Annotated in this window: 11 protein-coding genes; 9 read left to right on the top strand and 2 right to left on the bottom strand. The window is 46.2% G+C overall.

Annotated elements, in window-relative coordinates:
- Positions 1 to 120: 120 nt before the first annotated feature.
- Complete coding sequence (locus AC0YNT_RS22700) at positions 121 to 2,397, bottom strand: glycoside hydrolase family 127 protein (protein ID WP_475806649.1); 2,277 nt, start codon at positions 2,395 to 2,397, stop codon at positions 121 to 123.
- Positions 2,398 to 2,565: 168 nt separating this feature from the next.
- On the opposite strand from AC0YNT_RS22700, the gene AC0YNT_RS22695 reads away from it, so the two are divergent.
- The 3 genes from AC0YNT_RS22695 to AC0YNT_RS22685 all read left to right on the top strand — a co-directional run bounded on the left by AC0YNT_RS22695 (position 2,566) and on the right by AC0YNT_RS22685 (position 4,651).
- Complete coding sequence (locus AC0YNT_RS22695; protein ID WP_475806648.1) at positions 2,566 to 3,411, top strand: AraC family transcriptional regulator; 846 nt, start codon at positions 2,566 to 2,568, stop codon at positions 3,409 to 3,411.
- 69 nt (positions 3,412 to 3,480) lie between these two features.
- On the top strand, positions 3,481 to 3,873 hold the full coding sequence (locus tag AC0YNT_RS22690) for a VOC family protein (RefSeq protein ID WP_475806694.1): 393 nt from the start codon (positions 3,481 to 3,483) through the stop codon (positions 3,871 to 3,873).
- Positions 3,866 to 4,651 (top strand): hypothetical protein, encoded by a 786-nt coding sequence (locus AC0YNT_RS22685; protein ID WP_475806647.1) that lies wholly within the window; start codon positions 3,866 to 3,868, stop codon positions 4,649 to 4,651. Before AC0YNT_RS22690 ends, AC0YNT_RS22685 begins: the two co-directional genes overlap by 8 nt.
- Positions 4,652 to 4,702: 51 nt before the next feature.
- On the opposite strand, the gene lacZ is transcribed toward AC0YNT_RS22685, so the two are convergent.
- Entirely contained in the window at positions 4,703 to 7,822 is a 3,120-nt protein-coding gene (gene lacZ / locus AC0YNT_RS22680) for a beta-galactosidase, LacZ type (protein ID WP_475806646.1), read from the bottom strand.
- A gap of 116 nt (positions 7,823 to 7,938) precedes the next feature.
- Between lacZ and AC0YNT_RS22675 the strand changes: the two genes are divergently transcribed.
- The 6 genes from AC0YNT_RS22675 to AC0YNT_RS22650 all read left to right on the top strand — a co-directional run bounded on the left by AC0YNT_RS22675 (position 7,939) and on the right by AC0YNT_RS22650 (position 22,208).
- Positions 7,939 to 8,754: a helix-turn-helix transcriptional regulator gene (locus AC0YNT_RS22675; protein WP_475806645.1), complete on the top strand. Its 816-nt coding sequence runs from the start codon at positions 7,939 to 7,941 to the stop codon at positions 8,752 to 8,754.
- Between the two features lie 342 nt (positions 8,755 to 9,096).
- On the top strand, positions 9,097 to 10,272 hold the full coding sequence (locus AC0YNT_RS22670; protein WP_475806644.1) for a serine hydrolase domain-containing protein: 1,176 nt from the start codon (positions 9,097 to 9,099) through the stop codon (positions 10,270 to 10,272).
- Positions 10,273 to 10,469: 197 nt separating this feature from the next.
- Entirely contained in the window at positions 10,470 to 17,027 is a 6,558-nt protein-coding gene (locus tag AC0YNT_RS22665) for an OmpL47-type beta-barrel domain-containing protein (protein ID WP_475806643.1), read from the top strand.
- 283 nt (positions 17,028 to 17,310) lie between these two features.
- Complete coding sequence (locus tag AC0YNT_RS22660; RefSeq protein ID WP_475806642.1) at positions 17,311 to 19,902, top strand: winged helix-turn-helix domain-containing protein; 2,592 nt, start codon at positions 17,311 to 17,313, stop codon at positions 19,900 to 19,902.
- A gap of 18 nt (positions 19,903 to 19,920) precedes the next feature.
- Positions 19,921 to 20,790, top strand: a complete 870-nt coding sequence (locus AC0YNT_RS22655; protein ID WP_475806641.1) for an AraC family transcriptional regulator — start codon at positions 19,921 to 19,923, stop codon at positions 20,788 to 20,790.
- Between the two features lie 137 nt (positions 20,791 to 20,927).
- Entirely contained in the window at positions 20,928 to 22,208 is a 1,281-nt protein-coding gene (locus AC0YNT_RS22650) for a glycoside hydrolase family 27 protein (protein WP_475806640.1), read from the top strand.
- Positions 22,209 to 22,248: the final 40 nt, after the last annotated feature.

Here is a 22,248-nt window from a genome sequence, read left to right as displayed (position 1 = left end):
CATAAAGGCTGGAAGACAAACAATCTTGGAGGATTGACCGAAAAATAGGGGGGAATCGCCAACAGGCAGAAAAAAAGCCTTAGTTGGGAGTTCAATCCCAGCCAAGGCTTTTTTGCAAGGTTATACAGTGTCCGAATGTCTGATGACACGTAGAATACCATAAATTCCGTTTATTTTTTCATTCGGAACGAACTTAACAGTAACGGAGTCTTTACCTGTAGTTAAAGCTTCAGGCAGCTCGAAAATCCGCTCATAGAACATCCGCTTCCATTCCTGTGGGAATTGCTCTGCAGCCAGCATCTCTCCGTCAACAAAGATGTCAAAGCTGCGATTCGTATGCATACGGTTGAAGGTGACGGCTAATGCGGCGCCTGGTTGTACCTTCATTTGATAGCTGAACCATCCTCCGGCTTCAACCATTCTTCCGTTTAATCCTTCCCAAGTACCGCCATGAGTAAGCTCGCCTTGAACCTGATGCTCCAGTTCATATTGGTCATTACCAACTTGAACAGAATCAATGGTCGCTTCTCTCAGGCGGCGTTCCTGCTCGGCTTGCTCTACATGCTGCAGCAGCTCCGCTGATCCTTCATCAAGAAGGCTCCAGTAAATGCCGTATCTTTCTTGATGCTGTTGATAATGGGGAGTAAAGACCAAGTGATGATCCTCATCCGTATTTTTCAGAACAAAAGCCAATTCTTCGCCAGTCCGAATAACATGCTCATCGAAACGTTCCAGCCATTCCTCGGAACTCATTCCTTGCAGTACGATATAGTCTTTTACGGCCATCCGTCTTGTTGCGACGTTAACAATAACACCTGTTCTAGACTCGACCATATCTTCAGTACCAAGTGCAGCGCTAAGCACAACCGGACCATACTGGAGGCCAATGGAATAAGGAGCATCCGGCAGGCGGGAATAGGTTACTTTCATCGGAATTCGCAGTGCTATCGTATCGCCGTCCATCCAAGTGCGTTCAAGAACGGCATATTGTTTCTCAATGACTGACGTAACCGCCTCGCCGTTAACCGATACTTCAATTGCGCCAGCACTCCAATTAGGGATACGGATATGTAGAGCGAGCGGCTTTGGTGTGTTTGTTTCGATATTGAACTGTACAAGGTCGGTTTGAGGAAGTGAAGTTGTCTGTGTAATCGTCACTTGCTGCTCCTGCCAGTCGAGCTTCGAGCTGAAGAACTGATTGATATAGAGCTTGTTGTGAGTATGGAAATAAATGCTGTCATTCAGCTTCGTGAAGCTTTCCATTCCCGTTCCTGTACAGCACCAGAAATGCTCAAACGGCGAGCTGTAAATTTTGAAATATCCGGTAGCCATCGGCTGGAAGTACATCGTCATACCAGTATCCGGATTTTGGGAAGACAGGATAGCGTTAATATAGGTTCTCTCGTAAAAATCAGCGTATTTGCTATCCTGCGTCAGCTTGAACAGCTCTTTGGACAGCTTCAGCATATTGTAGCTGTTGCAGGTCTCACAGGTTACATCGGAACGTTTGCTGTCTAACAAATCCGGCTCACCAAAATGCTCGCATTCACTATTGCCGCCGGTTATATAGCTGTGGTGATAAACGACGGTATCCCAGAAGTTAACGGCCGCTTCTAAATAGCTGCGCTCACTTTCCCCAAGCGTCAGATAGCGGTTCAAGGCACCAATAAACTTCGGAATCATCGTATTGGCATGTTTGCCTTTCAGTACATCCCGTCCTTCGCGAAGTGCATCAAACAGGCTGATCTCGTCGAACTTGTGAGCAGCTTCCAGATGGCGGTTGTTGCCGGTCAGCTTGTACAGGTCATACAGACAATCATTCATGCCGCCATATTCAACGGCAAGAACAGTAGCTTGAAGCTCGTCGGACCATGATAAAGCACGATCAGCCGTCCAATCGCCGAGACGATGAACAACATCATAAGCTTGCTGCAGCTTGGTCGCCTGATAGACGGAGATAAGGCCGGCAATGATTTTATGCATCGTATACCACGGCACCCAGGCAGGCTTGCGGTTTTCTACATTGTCGAACAACATCTGGGGAAAGGCGGATAAGTAGCCGCTGTCATGCTGGCATTCGGATAATTCTGCAACGAGATATTCGATCCTTGTAAGGAGATCCTTATCTTTTGTTTGTGCGTAAGCTTGAGAGACAGCGGTCAAATAATGGCCCATCGTATGGCCGCGGATTTCAGTATCTTCCCAACCGGGATATTTAGCTGCTTTCGGCTGAAGACTATTGTTTTCACGGAAACCAGCAAGGAGACGATCGACCTCATAGCTGATCAAGTAGTTTAATTCTTTCTGAAATGCATTGGTCTGATAGTCATTTAATAGCTGCACTTGATCGAGTCCAAAATGCTGCAGGGAAGTAGTACTAGTCAGGGCTTTCATCATAATCATCCTCTCGAGAATATGAGTAAAGCTTATTACTTAGGCGCAGGTCAGGTAAATGGCGGAAGGTTTGATTATGTGTCAAAAAGGAAGTTTTTTAGAAGTATCCTTCCGGATTTGCTGATTATGTTCTAGAATAAAGTGTAAAAAAGGCAGAAAGGGTGACGGTTAGTGGCTCATTACAGCTTCCGTGTCGATACACCGGTCTCCCTTGTGATGACCGGTAAATTTATAGCTCCCTCACCGGAGTGGCAGCATATGCAGCGGGTGTTACTTGAGTTTGAACTGTTTGTCCAAACTCGCGGCACGTTGTATATCGCAAGGGACAAGGAACGGTATGTACTGAATGAAGGAGATTTTCTGCTTATGCCGCCTGGAGCTGTGCAATCCGGTTATCGGGAATCAGACTGCAGTTTTTATTGGCTTCATTTTGCTGTTCAAGACGGATATAGGCCCGTGGATGGTGATTCGGGGTATGAGCCTGGTGTCTTAACGATTCCCGAAAAGGGGACTTTACGCAGTCCGGACAAGCTCATCGTGATGATGAAGCAGCTGCAGGACTCTGTCCGCAGCTACAGGGAGCAGACGCTTAACAATTATTTGACGACCGGCATTTTATGCGAATTATATAACCAGCTCTTTTTTGTCCAGAATCAATCGGGGAAGAAGCTTAAGCAGCAGCAGCTCTACAATGATATCGTGGATTATATTAAATGGAACAGGCAGGAGAATATGAAGGTGAGCCAGCTGGCGGAGCATTTTGGTTATAATGCCAAGCATCTATCTTTCTTGTTCTCGGAGATTGCAGGGATCACCCTTAAACAATTCATGCTGCAGGAAAAGATGGATGCCGCAAAATCTTTACTTACTGATTCGAATCAGAGCATCAAGGAAATAGCAGAGCAGCTGGGCTATTCAGACAGCCATCAATTTATGCATAGCTTCAAGAAAATGACGGGCTTAACACCAACCGATTATCGAAATGCATATGCCAACCGGTTGTTATTTTATAGGTGACAAACGAACATACATTCGGTATAGTATTAGTGGATATAATTTCCATTAGTGGGGGAGTGTGTGTTTGTGATGACGGAAATGGTCAAAGCTCGTATTGAAAATTCTCTTACGGTTCTGTTGGTATCCGATTTCAAACAATCTAAGAAGTATTATGAAGAGGCCTTGGGATGTGAAGTGAATGATTACTGGGCTATCCGGGATAACTTCGGCTTAGGTTTTAAATTAATCCAAGCACAGGATGCTCATGATATACAGCCGAATAAAGGAACTTGGAATACGTACGCCTATGTACAAAGTCATCAAGAGCTGGAAGCACTCTACCACGAATTAAAAAATAATGGTGCGATCATCGCTTCAGAACCTACCGTTACTGAGCATGATTGGGGTTCCTGGATGGTCTTTTCGGTCCGGGATCTTGATGGTTATGTAATCGGATTTGGTTCTGGCAATAAAAATGAATAGAGGTAAAAAGGTTAAGACCAAAGGTTCTTTAGTAGGTGCGATCACAGGAGTGCAGGATAGTCTAAGGAACTTGTATGCCTTAATCGCCAATAACAGTGACAAAAGTAGATTATGGAGCACGTATGATTTTACGGAGAGCAAGGTAAACAGCCAGTGTTCCACCTGCGGAGGAAGTGTTAAAGGAATAGATATTGATCCTCGGAGAATGATCGCTCCAGAATTATCTCTAAAGCATGGTGCCGTGTTGTTATGGGCTGGTACGAAATGTGGACCGGTTGAGAAGATTAAACAATTGGCTAAGATGCTTGGTATAGTCTATGACAAGCCACTTGTTGAACAAGATAAGCGGTTTATTGACATTCTGCTTTACGGCTATGACCAAGAGCCGGTTAATTATTTGTACAAGAAATTGCAGAAGCAATGCTTTTATCGTGGATGTCTGTTTGACTTGAGATATATGAGAGACGCAGGTACGACAAGTAAGGGAAACCTGAGGGCTATAGATTATTTTTCTGGATCGATACGTTGTCAGGATTGTAGTCAAAGCAGCCATTACAAGCCCGAAAGCATGTCTATTAAGGTTCTAGGCTTGTCTATTGCAGAAGCTGAGAGATTACCGGTTGAAGAGCTGCAGATATTCATCCGGCAACTATCTCAATCACTTGGAAAGAATGAATTGGAGAATACAAGAGAAGCCATTGAGGACATTGAAGATCGGTTGTTCTACCTACGTAAGATTGGCTTGAGGGCATTATCACCTATTTATATTGTAAAATAAAACTTATCCAAACAAAAAAACCATCCTGCTGGATGGTTTTTTGTTTGGATGTTATCGAGAGATCAAAGAAATAGTAAACGCTAAGCTATATGACCGATTGGTCAACAGCTTATATTCTAGATGAGTTGGAGCACCCCAGCTGTCATCACCACCAACGCCCATTTGCTTGTCATTCACACGAAGGACGGTTTTGTTTGAAACAGGCAGCTTATATGGATGGTCGTTTGCTTCAAGCTCTTCTGGTGTCCATGGAAGTGCATTGATCTCCATTACTGCTGCGCTGTCGAAGTTCAAGCCAACTTCACCGGAAGCATTCGTAATCCTAGCATAACGGACATCAGTCTTATTGCCGCATTCTTGTGGACGAAGGTAAGGGACAAATTGATCTTGTACGTTACCGCTGTATTGGCCTAATTTGGCACCGGATTTACGATCCCAATAATTCTCGTGAGGACCAAGACCGTACCAAGAGATCGTATCGAGGCTTCCATCAAGTACGAATAATAGACCAAACTCAGGAATTTCAGGCAGCTTATCATTGCCAGGGAGCAGCTGCTCTTGAATGTCAATGGAGCCATCATGATGTACGCCATAGTTAATCGTAAGCGTAGATACCGGATTAGTCGCAAGCTGATAAACGGCAGTGATGTGACAACGATCTGGAGCGGCAGTCCAATCGAATTGAACAAGCTTTTTCGTGCTTGCTGCATCCTTCCAGACCGAGCAGCGCTCCGGCATTTTGTTTCCACGGTCATTATCAGTGACAGCCCGCCAGAAGTTAGGACGAACGGCTTCAAGTAAATGCTCTCTAATTCCTGAGCGATACGAGACCAACTCACCAGATAGCCTGCTAAAAGTAACCGTCATCAGAGGATTAGTAATAGTTATAGCCTCATTCGACTCCACGGTCTGCAGGGAAAGAGCAGTTGGTTCGACACTGCGCTTAGTTCGTGTCAAACGTGGGGATAACACGAATTGCTCCCATGCAATCTCATGACCAGCATCAGACCAAATCGTTGCTTCAGGAATGACAAAGGAAACGGTAAGCACAGCTTCTTGTTCAGTGAATGAAGGTGTATAAGGTAGGGTGACTTCAGTTGTCTCGCCTGGAGCTAGTGATACCTTCAGGAAGTCCTTTTGTACAACGTTCCCTTCAAGCTGAACTTCCCATTTCAAATCAAATGCATTTAGATCGGTAAACAAATGCTTGTTGGTCACACTAATCGTTTGATTAGCGAGATCAATCGGAGAGATAGCGATATTCTGGTAGCATTTCTTAACCTCATATAACTTCGGCGTTACAGTCCTGTCGGCAAAGAGCAGTCCATTCCCGCTAAAGTTGCCATCATGAGGCGATTCGCCGAAATCTCCTCCGTAAGCGAGATAGTCGACTCCATCTGCAGTCGTTGTGCGGATCGCCTGATCCACCCAATCCCAAATAAATCCGCCTTGCAGGATATCATATTTGTCGAACAGCTCCGTGTATTTATGAAGTCCGCCGCAAGAATTGCCCATGGCATGGGAATATTCGCACAGGATATAAGGCTTCTTCGGATTGCTCAGCGCGTATACTTCAATTTCACGCGGCTTGACGTACATAGTCGATTCGATATCGGAAGCTGCTTCAGAAGGACGGTAATGGAATACTCCTTCGTAATGTACGAGCCTCGTAGGATCAGCTTCTTTCAAGAAATCATGCATGGCAATAAAGTTGTCGCCGCCAAATGATTCATTGCCAAGCGACCAAATGACGATGGACGGGTGATTCTTGTCCCGTTGGAACATCGAGTTGCAGCGATCAAGTACATTCGCGCGCCACTCTGGATGGCTGGCAGGTACGGTATGGGCCGGCAAATCCTGTTGCGCATATTGCCAGGAACCGTGAGTTTCAAGATTCGTCTCATCGATAACATACAGGCCATATTCGTTACAGAGCTCATACCAGACCGATTGATTCGGGTAATGGGAGGTACGAACGGCGTTAATGTTATGGCTCTTCATCAGAATAATATCCCGGATCATATCTTCTTTGGACAATGCGCGTCCGGTATCGCAGGAAAACTCATGACGGTTTGCGCCTTTGAAAAGGATTCGTTTGCCATTGATCATCATCAGGCCATCTTTTAATTCAAAAGTACGGAAGCCAACTTTAGAGCTGATTGCCTCAAGAAGATTTCCCGCCTTATCGAACAGCGATAGAACAAGAGTGTACAAATGAGGAGCCTCGGCACTCCATTTCAGCGGATTCAGAGCTTGCCCCGACAACGTAAGCTGATGCTCTCCATCGCGCTCGAAGGAAGTCTTCGCAGCAAGTGGATCCTGCCAGATCGGAAGCTGTTTGGAGTCATATAGCTGAGCTTCAATACGGATACCATCAGCGGCATCGTTGTAATAATTTTCGAGCTTCACATCAATCGTTACTTCTGCATCTTGGTAAATTTCATCTAATTGCGTACGTACGAAGTAATCCGCAATGCTCTGTTTAGGTTTCGTGTACAAATAGACATCCCGGAAAATACCGCTAAGGCGCCAGAAGTCCTGATCTTCTAACCAACTGGCATCACACCAACGATAGACTTCAACGGCCAGCTTGTTCTCGCCATTCGTTAAGTAGGCTGTAATATCAAATTCAGCCGGAGTGAACGTATCCTCGCTATAACCAACAAGCTCTCCATTTACCCAAACATAAAAGGCGGATTCTACACCTTGAAAGCTCAGATAAACAGGTTGACCATCCCAGGCTTCAGGAACTTCGAAGGAACGGATATAAGAACCAACTGGATTGTATTTTGTTGGGGCAAAAGGTGGTTTTAACTCAGGTTCTGATTCAACCCAAGGATAACGGATATTCGTATATTGCGGATAGTCGAAGCCCTGGAACTGCCAATGGGAAGGGACAGGCATGTCACTCCAGCTGCTAGCATCATAATCCGATTGATAGAAAGTCTGAATACGCTTATCCGGCGTTTCTGCAAAAGCAAATTTCCACATTCCGTTTAATGAATAATAACGTGTCGAAGCACTTTTATCTCCAACCAGTGCTTCCTCCAGTGAGTGGTAAGACATCATGGAAGCGTGTGCAGGAATACGGTTGACCTGGAAAGTTTCCGGGTTATTATTCCATTCGGGGTAACCATTTTTCGGAGGCTGATAATCAAGTTTCGAACGCAAAAGTGTCATCTCCTATCAATCTGTATGAGTATATTCATATTATAGGATTGAAGGTATACTTATAAAATATAAGGATATTACATTATTATCTCAAAATATGAAACGAAGGCGATAAAATGAAGAGTACCTATATCTTTTGCTCGCTGGATGAGACCTCGGGTCTTCCGATATATGCAACAACAGTCGGCTACTGGGAGCATCAGCCGGAAACGGAACGCTCAAACGGATTTCCAGATTATCAATTTCATCAAGTGTTAGAGGGATGGGGAGAGCTTAGATTAAACGGGGAAGTACATCGAGTAGGACCGGGCGATTGTTTCTTCCTGTTTCCCAATAAGGTGCATTCCTACAGACCGGTTAGTCAACAATGGAAGTTGTCATGGGTATCCTTTAATGGCCGTGAAGCGGGGCAAATGATGCTGTTTGCCGGAATTGGTGAATCAGGAATCGGCAGATTAAGAGAGAATAAGCTGATCAAGCCTTTGGAGGAAATGCTAACGACAACGATAGACAATGAGCAGGAGGCCAGTCTGGAGCGGTCCAAGCTGCTCTATGCATTATTGATTGATTTGAAGTATCAATTAATAACACCAACGGATCAAGAATTTGATCGGATTAAGCCTGTTTTGCAATATATCGAGAATAATTTACAAAGACCAATTACATTAACGGAGCTAGCGGATATCGTAGCTGTAACTCCTCAATATTTATGCCGGATTTTCCAACTAACGATGAATATCAGACCAATCGAATATATGAATCAACAACGTATTCAGCGCAGCAAGCAGCTTATGTTTCAATATCCGAAGATGAAAATGTATGAGATAGCGGGGAAGGTTGGATTTGAAAGCTCCAGTTACTACGGCTATGTCTTCCGCAAGCTAAATGGCATGAACCCAGAAGCGTTTAAGAAGCTGCATGGTTTGTTGTAGTGAAGATAGGGGTACTACAAATGTTAGAACTAATGCGGAGCTGAGAACAAGCGTATAATCCTGAATTAGAAGTTGGAGTTCAGGAGGGATTTGATGAGTGACAAGAAAATAATCGCCGGAGTAGTAGTTATCGTAGCTATATTGTGGTTCTTGGGTAGTTTAATTACCAACCCTTGAGAAAGAAGAGATGGACGACGAACTGGAATCGAAGACGCGATGCAAAAAAATTTGCAGGCGTTTTGATTTGGGAACAGATGTAAGAGGAGTTTTCCTTTAATGTAGCGAATATATCAACCGACCCTGGTCCGAAGATGTGATTTGCAGAGAAGGAGACTATCGAACATGTTAGATCAAACAGCAGTCAGTCAACTAAAGGCAACACTTAGAAAAGGTATCGAAAACAACGAAGTAGCAGGCGCTAATTTCATGGTGATCAAGGACGGAAGAGAAATCTTCTATCACGAAGACGGATTATCCGATCTGGAAACGGGACGTCCCATTACAAGAGATTCCGTTTTCCGTCTATATTCCATGACGAAGCCGGTTACGGCCACTGCCGTTATAATTCTTGTAGAACGTGGGGAAATTGATCTATTTGATCCGGTAAGCCGTTATTTACCCGGTTTCAAGAACCAGCTGGCGGAGAAAGACGGCGAATTGGTGCCTGTAGAACGGGAAGTGAATATCCATGACCTGCTTGATATGACATGTGGATTGGTTTACGGTGGAGCAAATGCAGCTGGACAAGCAACAGAAGCATTGTTCAGAGAAATTGATGAACGTTTGCTTGGCGAGTCACCTGTAAGTACGGTGGAAGCAATGAACCGCCTGGGTGAATGCCCGCTTGCGTTCCAGCCGGGATCTTCCTGGGCATATGGAACTTCAGCTGATGTGCTAGGAGCGGTAGTAGAAGTTGTAAGTGGTAAACGGTTTGGCGAGTTTTTGCAGCAAGAATTGTTTGGACCTCTTGGTATGAAGGATACTGGCTTCTGGCTGCCTGAGGAGAAAAGTGAACGTCTCGTTAATACTTATGCAGACAATGGCGAAGGCGGCTTAAGTTTGTATACAGGTAATCACCTTGGCATTATTAATAAAATGGACCGTAATCCGGCGTTCGAATCAGGAGGAGCGGGACTCGTCTCTACGATTGATGATGCTGCCAAATTCACAACGATGCTTATAAACAAAGGAAATCTGAATGGTGTTCAAATTCTGCGGCCAAGAACGGTCGAGTATTTGACTTCAGGGACGTTGAATGCCCGTCAGCAGCCGGCTTTTGAATCGTGGCATACAATGGCAGGACATAGCTACGGCAATCTGATGCGTATTGTAACGGATACGAAGACGACAGGAATTCTATCAAGTCAAGGAGAGTATGGCTGGGATGGCTGGCTTGGCGCTTACTTCGGTAATTTCCCTCAAGAAGGAATGACTATTCTGTTTATGATTCAGAAAAAAGATGCGGGTACAACCTCGCTTACTCGGAAGCTTCGTAATATTGTACTGAGTTCATTGTAAAAGTTATTAATTGATTATCCCTGCTGTGCATGAAATAGGGGTGAGAATGGAGCAGTGAGGGACATTCCCTTCACTGCTCTTTTTATTTCGTCAAATTTCTGCATTTTTTTCATGAGTAATTAACTAAAGTTAATTGGCGGTTAACTGCATCTTTGCTAAGCTTGTCCTGCTCATTCAGTTAGAGGAGGATGAAGATATTGCTTCATAAAATAAGTTACGGCCTATTATTGGCCGCAATCGCTTTTGTATTCTGGCCTGCGGGAGGGGAAAAGACGGCTTTTGCCGCTGTTTCGATGGAAACATGGTCCAACCTTCCCGAGCCGATTCCAGGGGCTTCGGCGAGCGCAGTACTCTCGGGGAAAAGTATTCTAGTGACCGGGGGTCAAAACGGTTCGAATGCTATGTCCAAGAAATCGTATGTGTTCGACACAACTACCCAAACCTGGAGTTCTAATGCTCCTTCTTTGCCAGCGGCATATCATAAACAATCGATGCTGCAGGACGGTAGAGTATTCGTTACCGGAGGAAATGCATTTGAGAGCAGAACGGGGTATGTTTATAACAACCTGGCCCGTATTTACAATCCCCAGACGAATGCATGGACGAACGCCGCGAACGTCCCTCACACTGTGCTCGGGCAAGCGCAGAGTACACTGGCGGATGGCCGGGTTATGATTGTGGGGGGATCAAATGAAATTTATTCTCCTTCGAGCAGCACCTCTTACAACAATTCGTATATATACGATCCGTCGACAAATCATTGGGACGAAGTTGCTCCTTTGCCCATTGTTGTATATGAAGCGGCTCAAAGCACCTTGAAGGACGGCCGGGTGTTGTTAACCGGTGGCTTAAGCAGTTATGTATATTCCTTTTCGTCGTATATATATGATCCCGTAGCTAACACGTGGACGAAAACAGCCTCAATGCCATATGCCTATGAGGATATATTTTTCAGACATTCGCAAGTAACGCTTGAGAACGGGAAAGTGCTGGTCATGGGCAATTACAATTTTTATATTTATGATCCTGTGACGAACACCTGGACGAAGGATAGTGAAAACAGTGATCATTTAATTGATGCCAGCCTAATTTCAGTTGGTTCCGATGTGTATGTCGCGGGCGGATACAATTATTTGGACTATTCAACGAATACTCAGCTTTATAAACTGACCTTTGACTTTAATGCACCAACGGCGCCAACGATTACAGGTGTAGGCAGCGGATGGAGCGGAACCGATGTGGATGTGACGATTACGCCGGGAACAGATGCCGGAACGGGAGTGGACCGAACAGAGTACAGTCTCACTGGCGCGACGACCTTGCCGTGGACAACCTATTCTGTTGGGGAATCAATTCCTATCTCCCAATCGGGGCAGACAACCATAACCGCCCGAACAATAGATAAGGCAGGGAACGTCAGCACTACAGCTTCGGCTGCTATTAAGATTGATAAGACAGCGCCGTCTACGCCATCAGTCAATCTATCTACGAGCGGATGGGCCGCGAATAATGTGACTGCTACTCTGTCAGCGTCTAATGATCCTGGCGGCTCTGGTGTGAGTCGCAGAGAGTATAGTCTAACAGGCGCCACTACGCTAGGGTGGACTACCTATTCTGGTACTGTAACTTTAGCAGCAACAGGAGAAACGACTTTCCATGCACGAGATATTGATGAAGTGGGCAACGTCAGCGCTGAGGGAACTGCGGTCATTAAAATAGACAAATCACCGCCACTCGCTCCTAGTATTACACCATCATCAACGGCTTGGAATCAAACAGATGTCACGGTCACCATTGCTCCCGGTACGGACACAGGAGGCTCCGGCGTAAGCAGGACGGAATATAAGCTGTCTGGCGCTAAGACCTTGAACTGGACAACCTATTCCAGTTCGTTCGTTATTGGGGTTGACGGTCAGACGACCGTGGAGGCTAGAACAATTGATAATGCAGGTAATATTAGTACAACCAAAACAGTTACTGTGAAGCTGGATAAAACAGTGCCAACAGCACCAACTGTTACTCCTGCCACGGCAGCCTGGACGAATGCTGCTTCAGTCAAAGTAGCCGTTACTCCGGGGACAGATGGCGGTTCAGGAGTCAGTAGGACCGAGTATAGTTTAAGTGGTGCAACAACACTTAGCTGGACGACATACACAGGACAAGTGACGGTTAGCGCAGAAGGACAGACTACGCTCAGCGCCAGAACCGTAGACACGGCAGGTAACATTAGTGCAGTCTCGACTGGCATTGTTAAAATCGACCGTACTACTCCTGGGGTGCCAGACATCAAGGAGTCTACCATAGCATGGACGGCAGCTGATGCTACATTCACATTGGCACCAGGGACCGATACTGGTTCTGGAGCAGCCCGTACGGAGTACATGCTGAGCGGAGGAACAACGCTTAGCTGGACTACTTATACGGGAGCTGTGACAATTACGGCCGAAGGCCAGACAACCATTAACGCCAGAACCGTTGATCAGGCGGGCAACATAAGTGGTCCACGCTTAGGCGCGATATTAATCGACAAGACGAAACCAACTACACCAGTAATTACACCTTCTGCTACGGGTTGGAGTGTATCGGATGTGAGTGTATCGATCGTGTCCGGAACGGACAAGACCGGCTCTGGTGTGAGTAAAACCGAATACAAATTGTCTGGTGCGACAACGAAGGATTGGACAACATATACCGCAGCACTTTCTATCAGCGCTGAGGGTCAGACAATGGTGGAAGCAAGAACTATCGACAGAGCAGGCAACATAAGTACTATTGCGACAGTTACAGTGAAGCTCGATAAAACAAAACCAACTGCTCCAACCATAACACAAGATGCAACTGGTTGGACGAAAGCCTCTTCTGTTACAGCGACGATTACGGCAGGAACGGATAACAGTTCAGGTGTCAGCAGAACGGAATATAGCTTAAGTGGAGCAACAACGCTTGGTTGGACGACATACTCGGGCCAAGTATCTGTCAGCGCCGAGGGGCAGACAACGGTTAGCGTAAGAAGTGTGGATAATGCCGGTAATGTAGGTTCAGTGTCGACGAGCGTGATAAAAATTGACCGGACTGCTCCAACTATTCCTGCAATAAGCCCGGATGATGGAGGATGGTCGGCTGCTTCCATTTCCGTGACGCTGACTGCGGGAGAAGACAGCGCTTCGACGGTAGATCGCGTTGAATATAAGCTGTCCGGTGCAACGACACTTGATTGGACGGCTTACACAGGACCAATTAACGTCACCAAAGAAGGAATAACTACAGTATCTGCACGGACTATTGATAAGGCTGGAAATGTTAGTGCGGAGTCCGAGACAACTCAGTCTCTCGATCTATCAGCACCGGGAGCAGCGATATTAAGCTCGGACGCGCCGGATTGGACTTCGGAAGAAAGTGTGACCGTAACGGCTGAGGCAGGAACGGATAGTGGAGGATCAGGTGTCAATCGGATTGAATACAGCTTGTCTGGTGCTGTGATTTCAGCATGGAAGCCTTATACAGGGCCGATTCTCGTGACAGCCGAGGGGCAAACGGAAGTATCTGTTAGAACGATAGACAATGCTGGTAACTTGGGTACTGAATCTAAAAAGACAGTTAAAATCGATCAAACGGCACCATCCAAGCCGGATATCCAAGCTGATGCAACGGGATGGACGTCAGCTGATATCAAGGTTATAGTGACGCCTGGAATGGACGAGTTATCCGGAGCAAGCCGAACAGAATATCGTTTATCAGGTGCAGCAACGCTTGATTGGACGACTTATACGGGAACGATTACTGTAACAGCAGCGGGAGAGACATCGATTCTAGTACGAACGATGGATCAGGCAGGCAATGTTAGCGATACATCTGTCTTAAAAGTGTACATTGATAAAACAGCACCAACTGAGCCGCAAGTATTGGTAGAAAAGGAAAGCTGGATATCGGCTGTTAAGACTGTCTTCTCCATTACGGAAGGTATAGATCAAGGCGGCTCAGCAGTAGAACGGACAGAGTACAAGTTGTCTGGTGCAACATCGAAAGATTGGACGAATTATGCTGGAGCAGTTGACATCGAAGCGGAAGGCGTAACGACAATCAGCGCGAGAACAATCGATAAGGCTGGCAATGTTGGATCGGTAACAGAGGCTGTCGTCCGTATCGATAGATCATCGCCTACTATTCCATTTATTAAACCTGAGACAACAGATTGGACATCGGCTGAGTCTGTGAGAGTGACGATTACAGCAGGCGAGGACATTGGTGATTCTGGCATCGTGAGTACGGAATATCGAATCACGGGAGCGGACGCAAGAGATTGGACCGCTAATAACAGTGAGATTAGCATTACAGCAGAAGGCGTGTCGACTATTTACGCGAGATCCATTGACCAAGCCGGCAACGTTGGTCCCACTGCTGAGGTGATTGTGAGAATCGATCGTACTCCACCTTCATCGCCTGTCACGAAATCACCAGTGAATGGTGAAGTACTGGGGGATAACCTTCCAACAATAGCAGGTACAGCAGAAGAAAATTCGATTATTACAATTACGATTGATGGAGTGGTACTTCCGGCAGTTACAACAGGTAGTAATGGCCGCTGGTCTTATACTCCGGTTTCTCCATTGAAGGATGGCAACCATCAGGTTCGCGTGTCCGTGAAGGATGCTGTCGGCAATAGTGCAGCAGAGGAGGGCATATTTACTTTTACGGTTGATACCACGGCACCAGAAGCACCTGTTATCAAAGAACCGGTAAATGATGCCATTTCGGGAATCTCAAAGCCTGTGCTTAAAGGGCATGCTGAAGCGGGATCAAAGGTCACGCTATTTATGGGAGATTCACAGTTTAAGTCACTAACAGCTGATGAGGATGGAAACTGGTCATACACGATAGTAACGCCACTGGAAGACGGTGTATATGTGTTAAAAGCTAGAGCTGCAGATGCGGTCGGTAATGTGGGTCCTGAATCCGGGCTTGTCTCGTGGACGGTAGATACGAAAGCGCCTGCGGCGCCGATCGTAATAGTACCGGTTAACGGGGATGTTACGAATGAGGATAAGTTAACCATTTCCGGGACCGCCGAAGCCGGTTCCGTAGTCACTATTAAGATCGATAACAAGAAAATGGCTGAGAAAAAAGCAAGCAACCTGGGTGCGTGGTCGTTCACACTTACTGAAGCACTTGGTGATGGTAAGCATATTATTACTGCGGAAGCCGCGGACTCAGCCGGTAATATCGGTCCATCTTCTGAAACGGTTGAAATCACGATCGATACTGAAGCACCAGAGCTGGCCATGATTTCAGCTCCAACTGAGGGAGAGCAATTGAATAAAACGAAACCACAGCTGAGCGGATCTGCTGAAGCTGGTGCGTGGATTCATCTGACGCTCGATGGTACTACAGTTGATCCCTTCAAAGTCGGAGATGGCGGCATTTGGTCCTACTCCCCATCTGTAGGATTAAGTGAAGGCATTCATCGAGTCAAAATTAAAGTTGTAGATGAGGCTGGCAATGTGAAAGAGGATGCTGTGGAACTCTGTTTTGTGATTGATACGACAGCACCAGCAATCCCGGTTATTACTCTGCCAACAGACGGATCGCAAACCAATGTTACAAAGCCAATAATTATTGGAACAGCGGAAAAACAGTCTAAGGTAAGTATCGTACTGGATGGTGAGGCTGTTGTAGTAGAAGCTGATGAGGATGGTGACTGGCAATATACAGCGATTGCAGATCTTGCAATTGGAAGACATGTCATACAGGTTCAATCTGAGGATAACGCTGGCAATGAAAGCGGTCTGTCGTCTGAACATGATTTCGAGATTGTCTCCAATAATGCTGAGCTCAGTAAACTTACGCTAAGTGGCGTCAAACTAAACGAGTTATTTCAAAGTACACTGCTTGATTATACGGCAAGAGTGAATTACTCGGTATCGAGCACCGAGATTACGGCAGTCCCAAGTGATTCAAATGCAACTGTAGAAATTTTACTTGAGGAGGGCCAACCAACTGACAAGCCAGTCAAGCCAGTCAAGCTAAAGGTTGGAGAACAAACGGTAACCATTTGTGTAACTGCTCAGGATGGGACTACCATCCGGACTTATACAGTGGCGATTTCAAGAAATCAGTATGTCGCGCCGAAGCCAGAAGAGCCGGAAATACCGGAAACTCCTGAGCCGGTCAAACTGATTTCCTGTAAACCAGATGGAGATAACAATATTAAATTTAAGGATATGGCAGGGCATTGGGCCAATCAAGCTGTGCAAAATGCATACGGATGTGGTGTAGTGAAAGGCTTTATTGACGGCACGTTCCATCCGGACGCGCAAGTAACACGCGCAGAATTTGTTACGATGCTCATGAACACAGTGCTTGATAGCTCGGAGCCAGCTGGAAGCGGGGAAGGCTTCTCCGATAATGGTAATATTCCAGCTTGGGCAGCAAATGCTGTTGCAGAAGCCCAAGGATATGGCTTCGTTAACGGCTTCTCAGATGGCTCATTCCGGCCTAATGAGCAGGTAACTCGTGCTGAACTGGTTACGATGCTGGCCAAAGCAGCTGGGATTAAGCCGCTGGAGGCAGATCAAGTCACGGGTATGTTCGCTGATGCGGATGCTATTCCAGCTTGGGCTGCCGGCTACGTGGCGGCGTTGCAAGAGAAAGGTCTCCTGCAAGGAAGAGGCGACGGCAAATTTGAGCCGACAGGACATGCAACAAGAGCAGAAGCAGCCGTGTTGCTGCTGCGGATCATCGAATTCAGGCAGAACTGACGAAATAGTGGTGCAGGGGCTAAACCTTCACCACTATTTTTTTGCTGATTAGTTAGAATTTCAAACCGATCGATTTTGAGTAAATAGAGTGATGTAGATTCGTTAACCTTGACGTATATAGTTCTCAGCACAAAACAGGGGATGTTTCCAAAGTCAAAAATGGCTAAGGAGACATCTTCATTTTTTTGTTTTATATCCTCCCTAAATCTCTGCAAAAAATGTCGAAGTTTCTGTCTGAATTTCAGTATAATAGAGGTACTAGAACCGACTTGAAGGAGATCGTATGTTATTCTCTGAACCTATCCTATTAAAGACAAAGATCAGGCTTCCTGTTGTAAAAGAAAATTTGGTCCATCGTGAGAGACTGCTTGGGTCGCTGGAGCACGGCATGAAGGGACGTTTGATTACGATTTGCGCTCCCGCAGGTTCCGGCAAATCAACGTTAATTGCACAGTGGGCACATCTTGCAAATATACGAACCGCGTGGGTATCGCTTGACGAAAGAGATAACGATCCCGTCCGATTCTGGCGTTATGTTGTAAATGCCTACATCGAATCGGGGCCGCCATCCTTGGTTGAATCGCTTTCCGTTGTTGCTGCTCTAGTGGCAGGAACAACGCTTAACGCGGTTATTGACACTTTATTAAATGAGCTTACAGCTGTGCAAGAGCCGATTACTCTTGTGCTGGATGACTATCATCATCTTCAGCTTGAAGATATACATAGCAGCTTAACTTACTTTATCGAGTACTTGCCGGTTCATCATCGGATTATTATTGCAAGTCGTGGAGAAATCTCCTTCGACGCAGCCAAATGGCTGGCAAGAGGAGAGCGGACTGATATCGGCATGCAGCAGCTGCAATTTACGCAAGAAGAGACACATCAATTCTGTAAAGTAGCGGGAATTGTACTTGAGCAAAGGCATGCAAATAAGCTGTTTGAAAAGACAGAAGGATGGATAGTTGGCCTTCAACTGGCCTCGATCTCGCTTCAAGCACAGCAGGATATAGACCGCATAATCGTAGGCTTTGATGGCAGCAATGATAAGGTCTCCTCGTATCTGTTCCAGGAAGTGCTCGATAAGCTGCCGTCAGAGCTAACGGACTTTTTGCTGCAAACCTGTGTATTTGATCGAATGGATGCAGAAGTTTGCGACCAAGCCTTTGGCCGTTCTGACAGCAGGGACATGCTGGAGAGGCTGCGTGCTTTGAATTTATTCGTGATTCGGCTTGATGACCGTAATGGTTGGGTGCGATATCATTCTTTGTTTGCCGAATTTCTTAGGAACCGTCTGCGTTCACGAAGCCGCAAGCTATGGCTGGACTATCATCATGCGGCAAGCTTGGCTTTTGTTGAACGAGGAATGCTGGATAAAGCGATTGATCATGCCATCACAAGTGAAAGATACAACTTAGCAGCAGAGAGGCTGGAGGCGTATATTTCGGATGCACTTAAGCAAGGAGAGCTTGCTTCTTTGCTTGAACGTATTCAATTAGTTGCCGCTCATGTTCCGTTAACAGCGAGATTATTGATGTATCAGGCTTTTGCGTTTATGTTGATGGGGCAAATGCATTTTTCCGCAGAAACCGTTGAGAAGCTGGAACTGAAATATGAGCAATCAGAGCTCGCTGAAGAGCTTGAGCCGCTCAAAGGTGGAATGCTGTTCCTTCAATCGAACCTGCTCTTTTATACCGGCCGTTACGAGCAGTGGGATTCGTTTGTTGGATATCGTCTTCATGGAGTGCTGCCGGAGGATCCCATCTTCTATAATTTTAACTACAATATGATTGAGCCACTTGTAAGACGAACCGCCTTTGGTTTAAAAGGAGTCCTATCTGCAGACACAGAGAGAATTGGGCAGCGTTTTGTATCCGTGCTGGAACGGCATGGCTGGGGTCATTCCCTAATCAATCTGTACGTTGTACAAGCGTTATGCGAAGGTTATTACGAATGGAACAGACTAAGTGATAGTCTACAATTAGTTAGGAAAATAGAGCAGTCCGATCGTGCTAGACAAACAGCAGGCTTGTTTGTGCCAAACCGGATTACGCTTGCGCGCATACATGCTGCTTCAGGACAATTTCTGCAGGCTCATGAAGCAATCGACGAGGCCGTTCAGTTGGCTGAGCAACTAGGAGAATACCATTGGCTCTATCCACTTCGGGCGAATCGTGCTCATCTCTATCTGAAAGAAGATAATTTGGCCGAAGCAAAAGCCGAGATTTCACAGCTTCGTCTATCCAACAGGATCCAACCGGCCTCAAACCGTTGGTCCGAATATACGGTATATGCACGGATTCTGACCGCTCAAGGTAAAATGGGGGAAGCCATGCGGCAGCTTGACTGGATCAAGGCAGGTACTGAGCAGGAGCATTGTTTTCTCGTTCTGGCGGAGATCAGCATCGTGCAAGCCCTTGCAGAATTTCAACGAGGCAATCGTGGGGCAGCGATTCAGCAATTACATGAAGCGCTGGTTATTGGCGAGTCAAACGGCTATATTCGAAGCTTTGTTGATGAAGGGCCGCTGATGAAAAAACTGCTGCTATCCTATGTGGAGCAGCGTCATCGCGATTCCGGACACGACATCTTGCAAGGCGTTACGCTTGATTATTTAGCCAAGCTGCTAGACTGCTTCCCTGAACAAGAGATATCTGCTCCTCAAGCAATGACCCCTTTGGTTGAGACCTTGACCGAGCAGGAGAGTTATATTTTACAATTGCTTGCACAAGGTGCTCCTAATCGGCAAATTGCCGCTAAGCTGGCTTTGACCGAGGGTACCGTTAAAGTGTATTTATCCCGGGTCTACGCGAAGCTTGGGGTTTCATCAAGGACTCAGGCATTAGCTGCGGCGCGTCAACTAAATTGGATGGATTAAGTGAGTGGAGGTTAGGCGATGAACAACGAGACTGGAACGTTTGGATTTCGCTTCACAACACCTGACCAATTAGCACTTTGCAATTTGTTTGCGCTCGGCAGGGATATTATAAACGATCCGCTATACCGTTGGGACGGATTAACCCGGACAGATGGTCCGCTGCTATTGTTCCAATATACATTGGATGGAGAAGGAATCTTTGAGACGGACAAAGAGACTTATCGCATTAAGGCGGGACAAGCCTTTATGACCGAAATTCCAGGGAATCACCGTTATTATTTTCCGAAAGGCGGGTCTCATTGGGCCTTTGTGTATGTGCTTATTCGACCGTCCTTAATTCTGCCAAACTGGGAGGAAGCGAAGAAGCATCTCGGGGAGACACCCACTTTACCGCCTTCGAGCAGACCGATCCGCTTACTGCAAAGAATGTGGGAAGAAGCGCAGGCAGGGCGGATTAAAGAGCTTTATTCGGCATCTTCTTATGTTTATCAATTCATCTCTGAGCTTTGCCGGTTTGCGCTCACATCAGAGGATGACCGTAACGAATGGCCGCAGAAGGTGAATGAAGCGGTAGAATATATGGATACTCACTACGAGAATATGATTAGTCTCGATCAATTAGCCGATAAGCTGGACCTGTCCAAATATCATCTGCTGCGAGTATTTTCGAAGACCGTTGGCATGTCGCCTAACCATTATTTGAATCAGGTTCGGATTAAGGCAGCCATGCGTTTACTGCGTGAGACGGAATGGAGTATAGAGCGGATTGCAGAACAGGTTGGTTATTCCGGCGGGAGTTATTTTATTAAATGGTTTCGGAAGATCGCAGGGGAGACTCCAGGGAATTTCCGTATTGGCGTCAATTATAATCATGTCTACTTAGATTAGAAAATTAAGCTTAATAAACCGCAATATATTACTATGATTGATGCTAGATTACTGTTGAAACCTGATTCTTCTTGGACGTAATATAGAAGTATAAGAGCAATTCATTTCTATTACGTATACAGGAGGATTTCATCTATATGAATCATCATACTTTTGCACAGACACCACCGATGGGTTGGAATAGTTGGGATTGTTACGGAGCAACCGTAAGGGAAGAGGAAGTTCGCGGCAATGCTGACTATATGGCGGACAATCTTAAAGCCTTTGGATGGGAATATGTTGTTGTTGATATCCAATGGTATGAGCCAGGAGCAGTATCGGATTTGTACCGTCCTTTCGTTAGACTGGAAATGGATAATTACTCACGGCTTATTCCAGCTGTAAATCGATTCCCGTCTTCGGAAGGTGGACAAGGCTTCAAGCCCCTATCGGATTATGTACATAGCCTTGGATTAAAGTTTGGCATTCATATTATGCGTGGTATCCCACGACAGGCTGTTCATGATAATACACCAATTAAAGGTACAAATATGACAGCTCGCGATATCGCCCATACCTGCTCCTTCTGCGGATGGAATACGGATATGTATGGTGTAGATGCATCCAAAGAAGGCGCGCAAGAGTATTATAATTCGCTCTTCGAGATGTACGCGGAGTGGGGCGTTGACTATATCAAAGTGGATGACATTGCCGATTCCTGGCTGCATGGCGGGGCACATCTTGGAGAAATCGAACTGATTCGTAAAGCAATTGATCATGTTGGACGTCCTATTGTCCTTAGCCTCTCGCCAGGTCCAGCACCAGTGAAGCATGCTGATTTCCTGGAAGACAATGCGAATTTATGGCGGATGACTGATGATTTCTGGGATCGTTGGCCGCTTCTTCTGGACATGTTCGATCGCTGCAAAACGTGGGAGGGCCGTCCCAAGCCAGGCAATTGGCCGGACTGCGATATGCTCCCGCTTGGACGAATTGGTGTTCGATGCTCGCATCCTGACCGGATGACGAACTTTACGCGTGATGAGCAGCTGACCATGATGACTCTTTGGTCGATATTCCGTTCTCCTCTTATGATGGGCGGCGAGATGCGTGATAATGATGAGTGGACGTTATCGCTGTTAACGAATAAAGATGTTCTGCATCTGCATCGCAACAGCTTTGGGGCACATCAAGTAATGCGGGCTGGAGACCGTGTTGTTTGGGCGGCTGAAGGTATTGATGGCGAACGATATGCGGCTTTGTTCAATACAGGTGAAGAAGCGGCGGAAGTTTCTGTGGCCTTCAGTGACTTGGGTCTTAATGAAGCAGCGAGTGTGAAAAACTTGTGGAGTGGTGAAAATATCGGAATCGTATCCGGTACTTTATCGGCTAACATTCCAGCCCATGGAGCGGCATTGTATAGACTTACAAAAGATTAAGTAAAACGGCGGGATCCCTCGGGAACCCGCCGTTTTCTTA

The sequence above is a fragment of the Paenibacillus sp. J22R56 genome (assembly GCF_056269375.1).
This window is presented reverse-complemented; position numbering and strand designations above follow the sequence as displayed.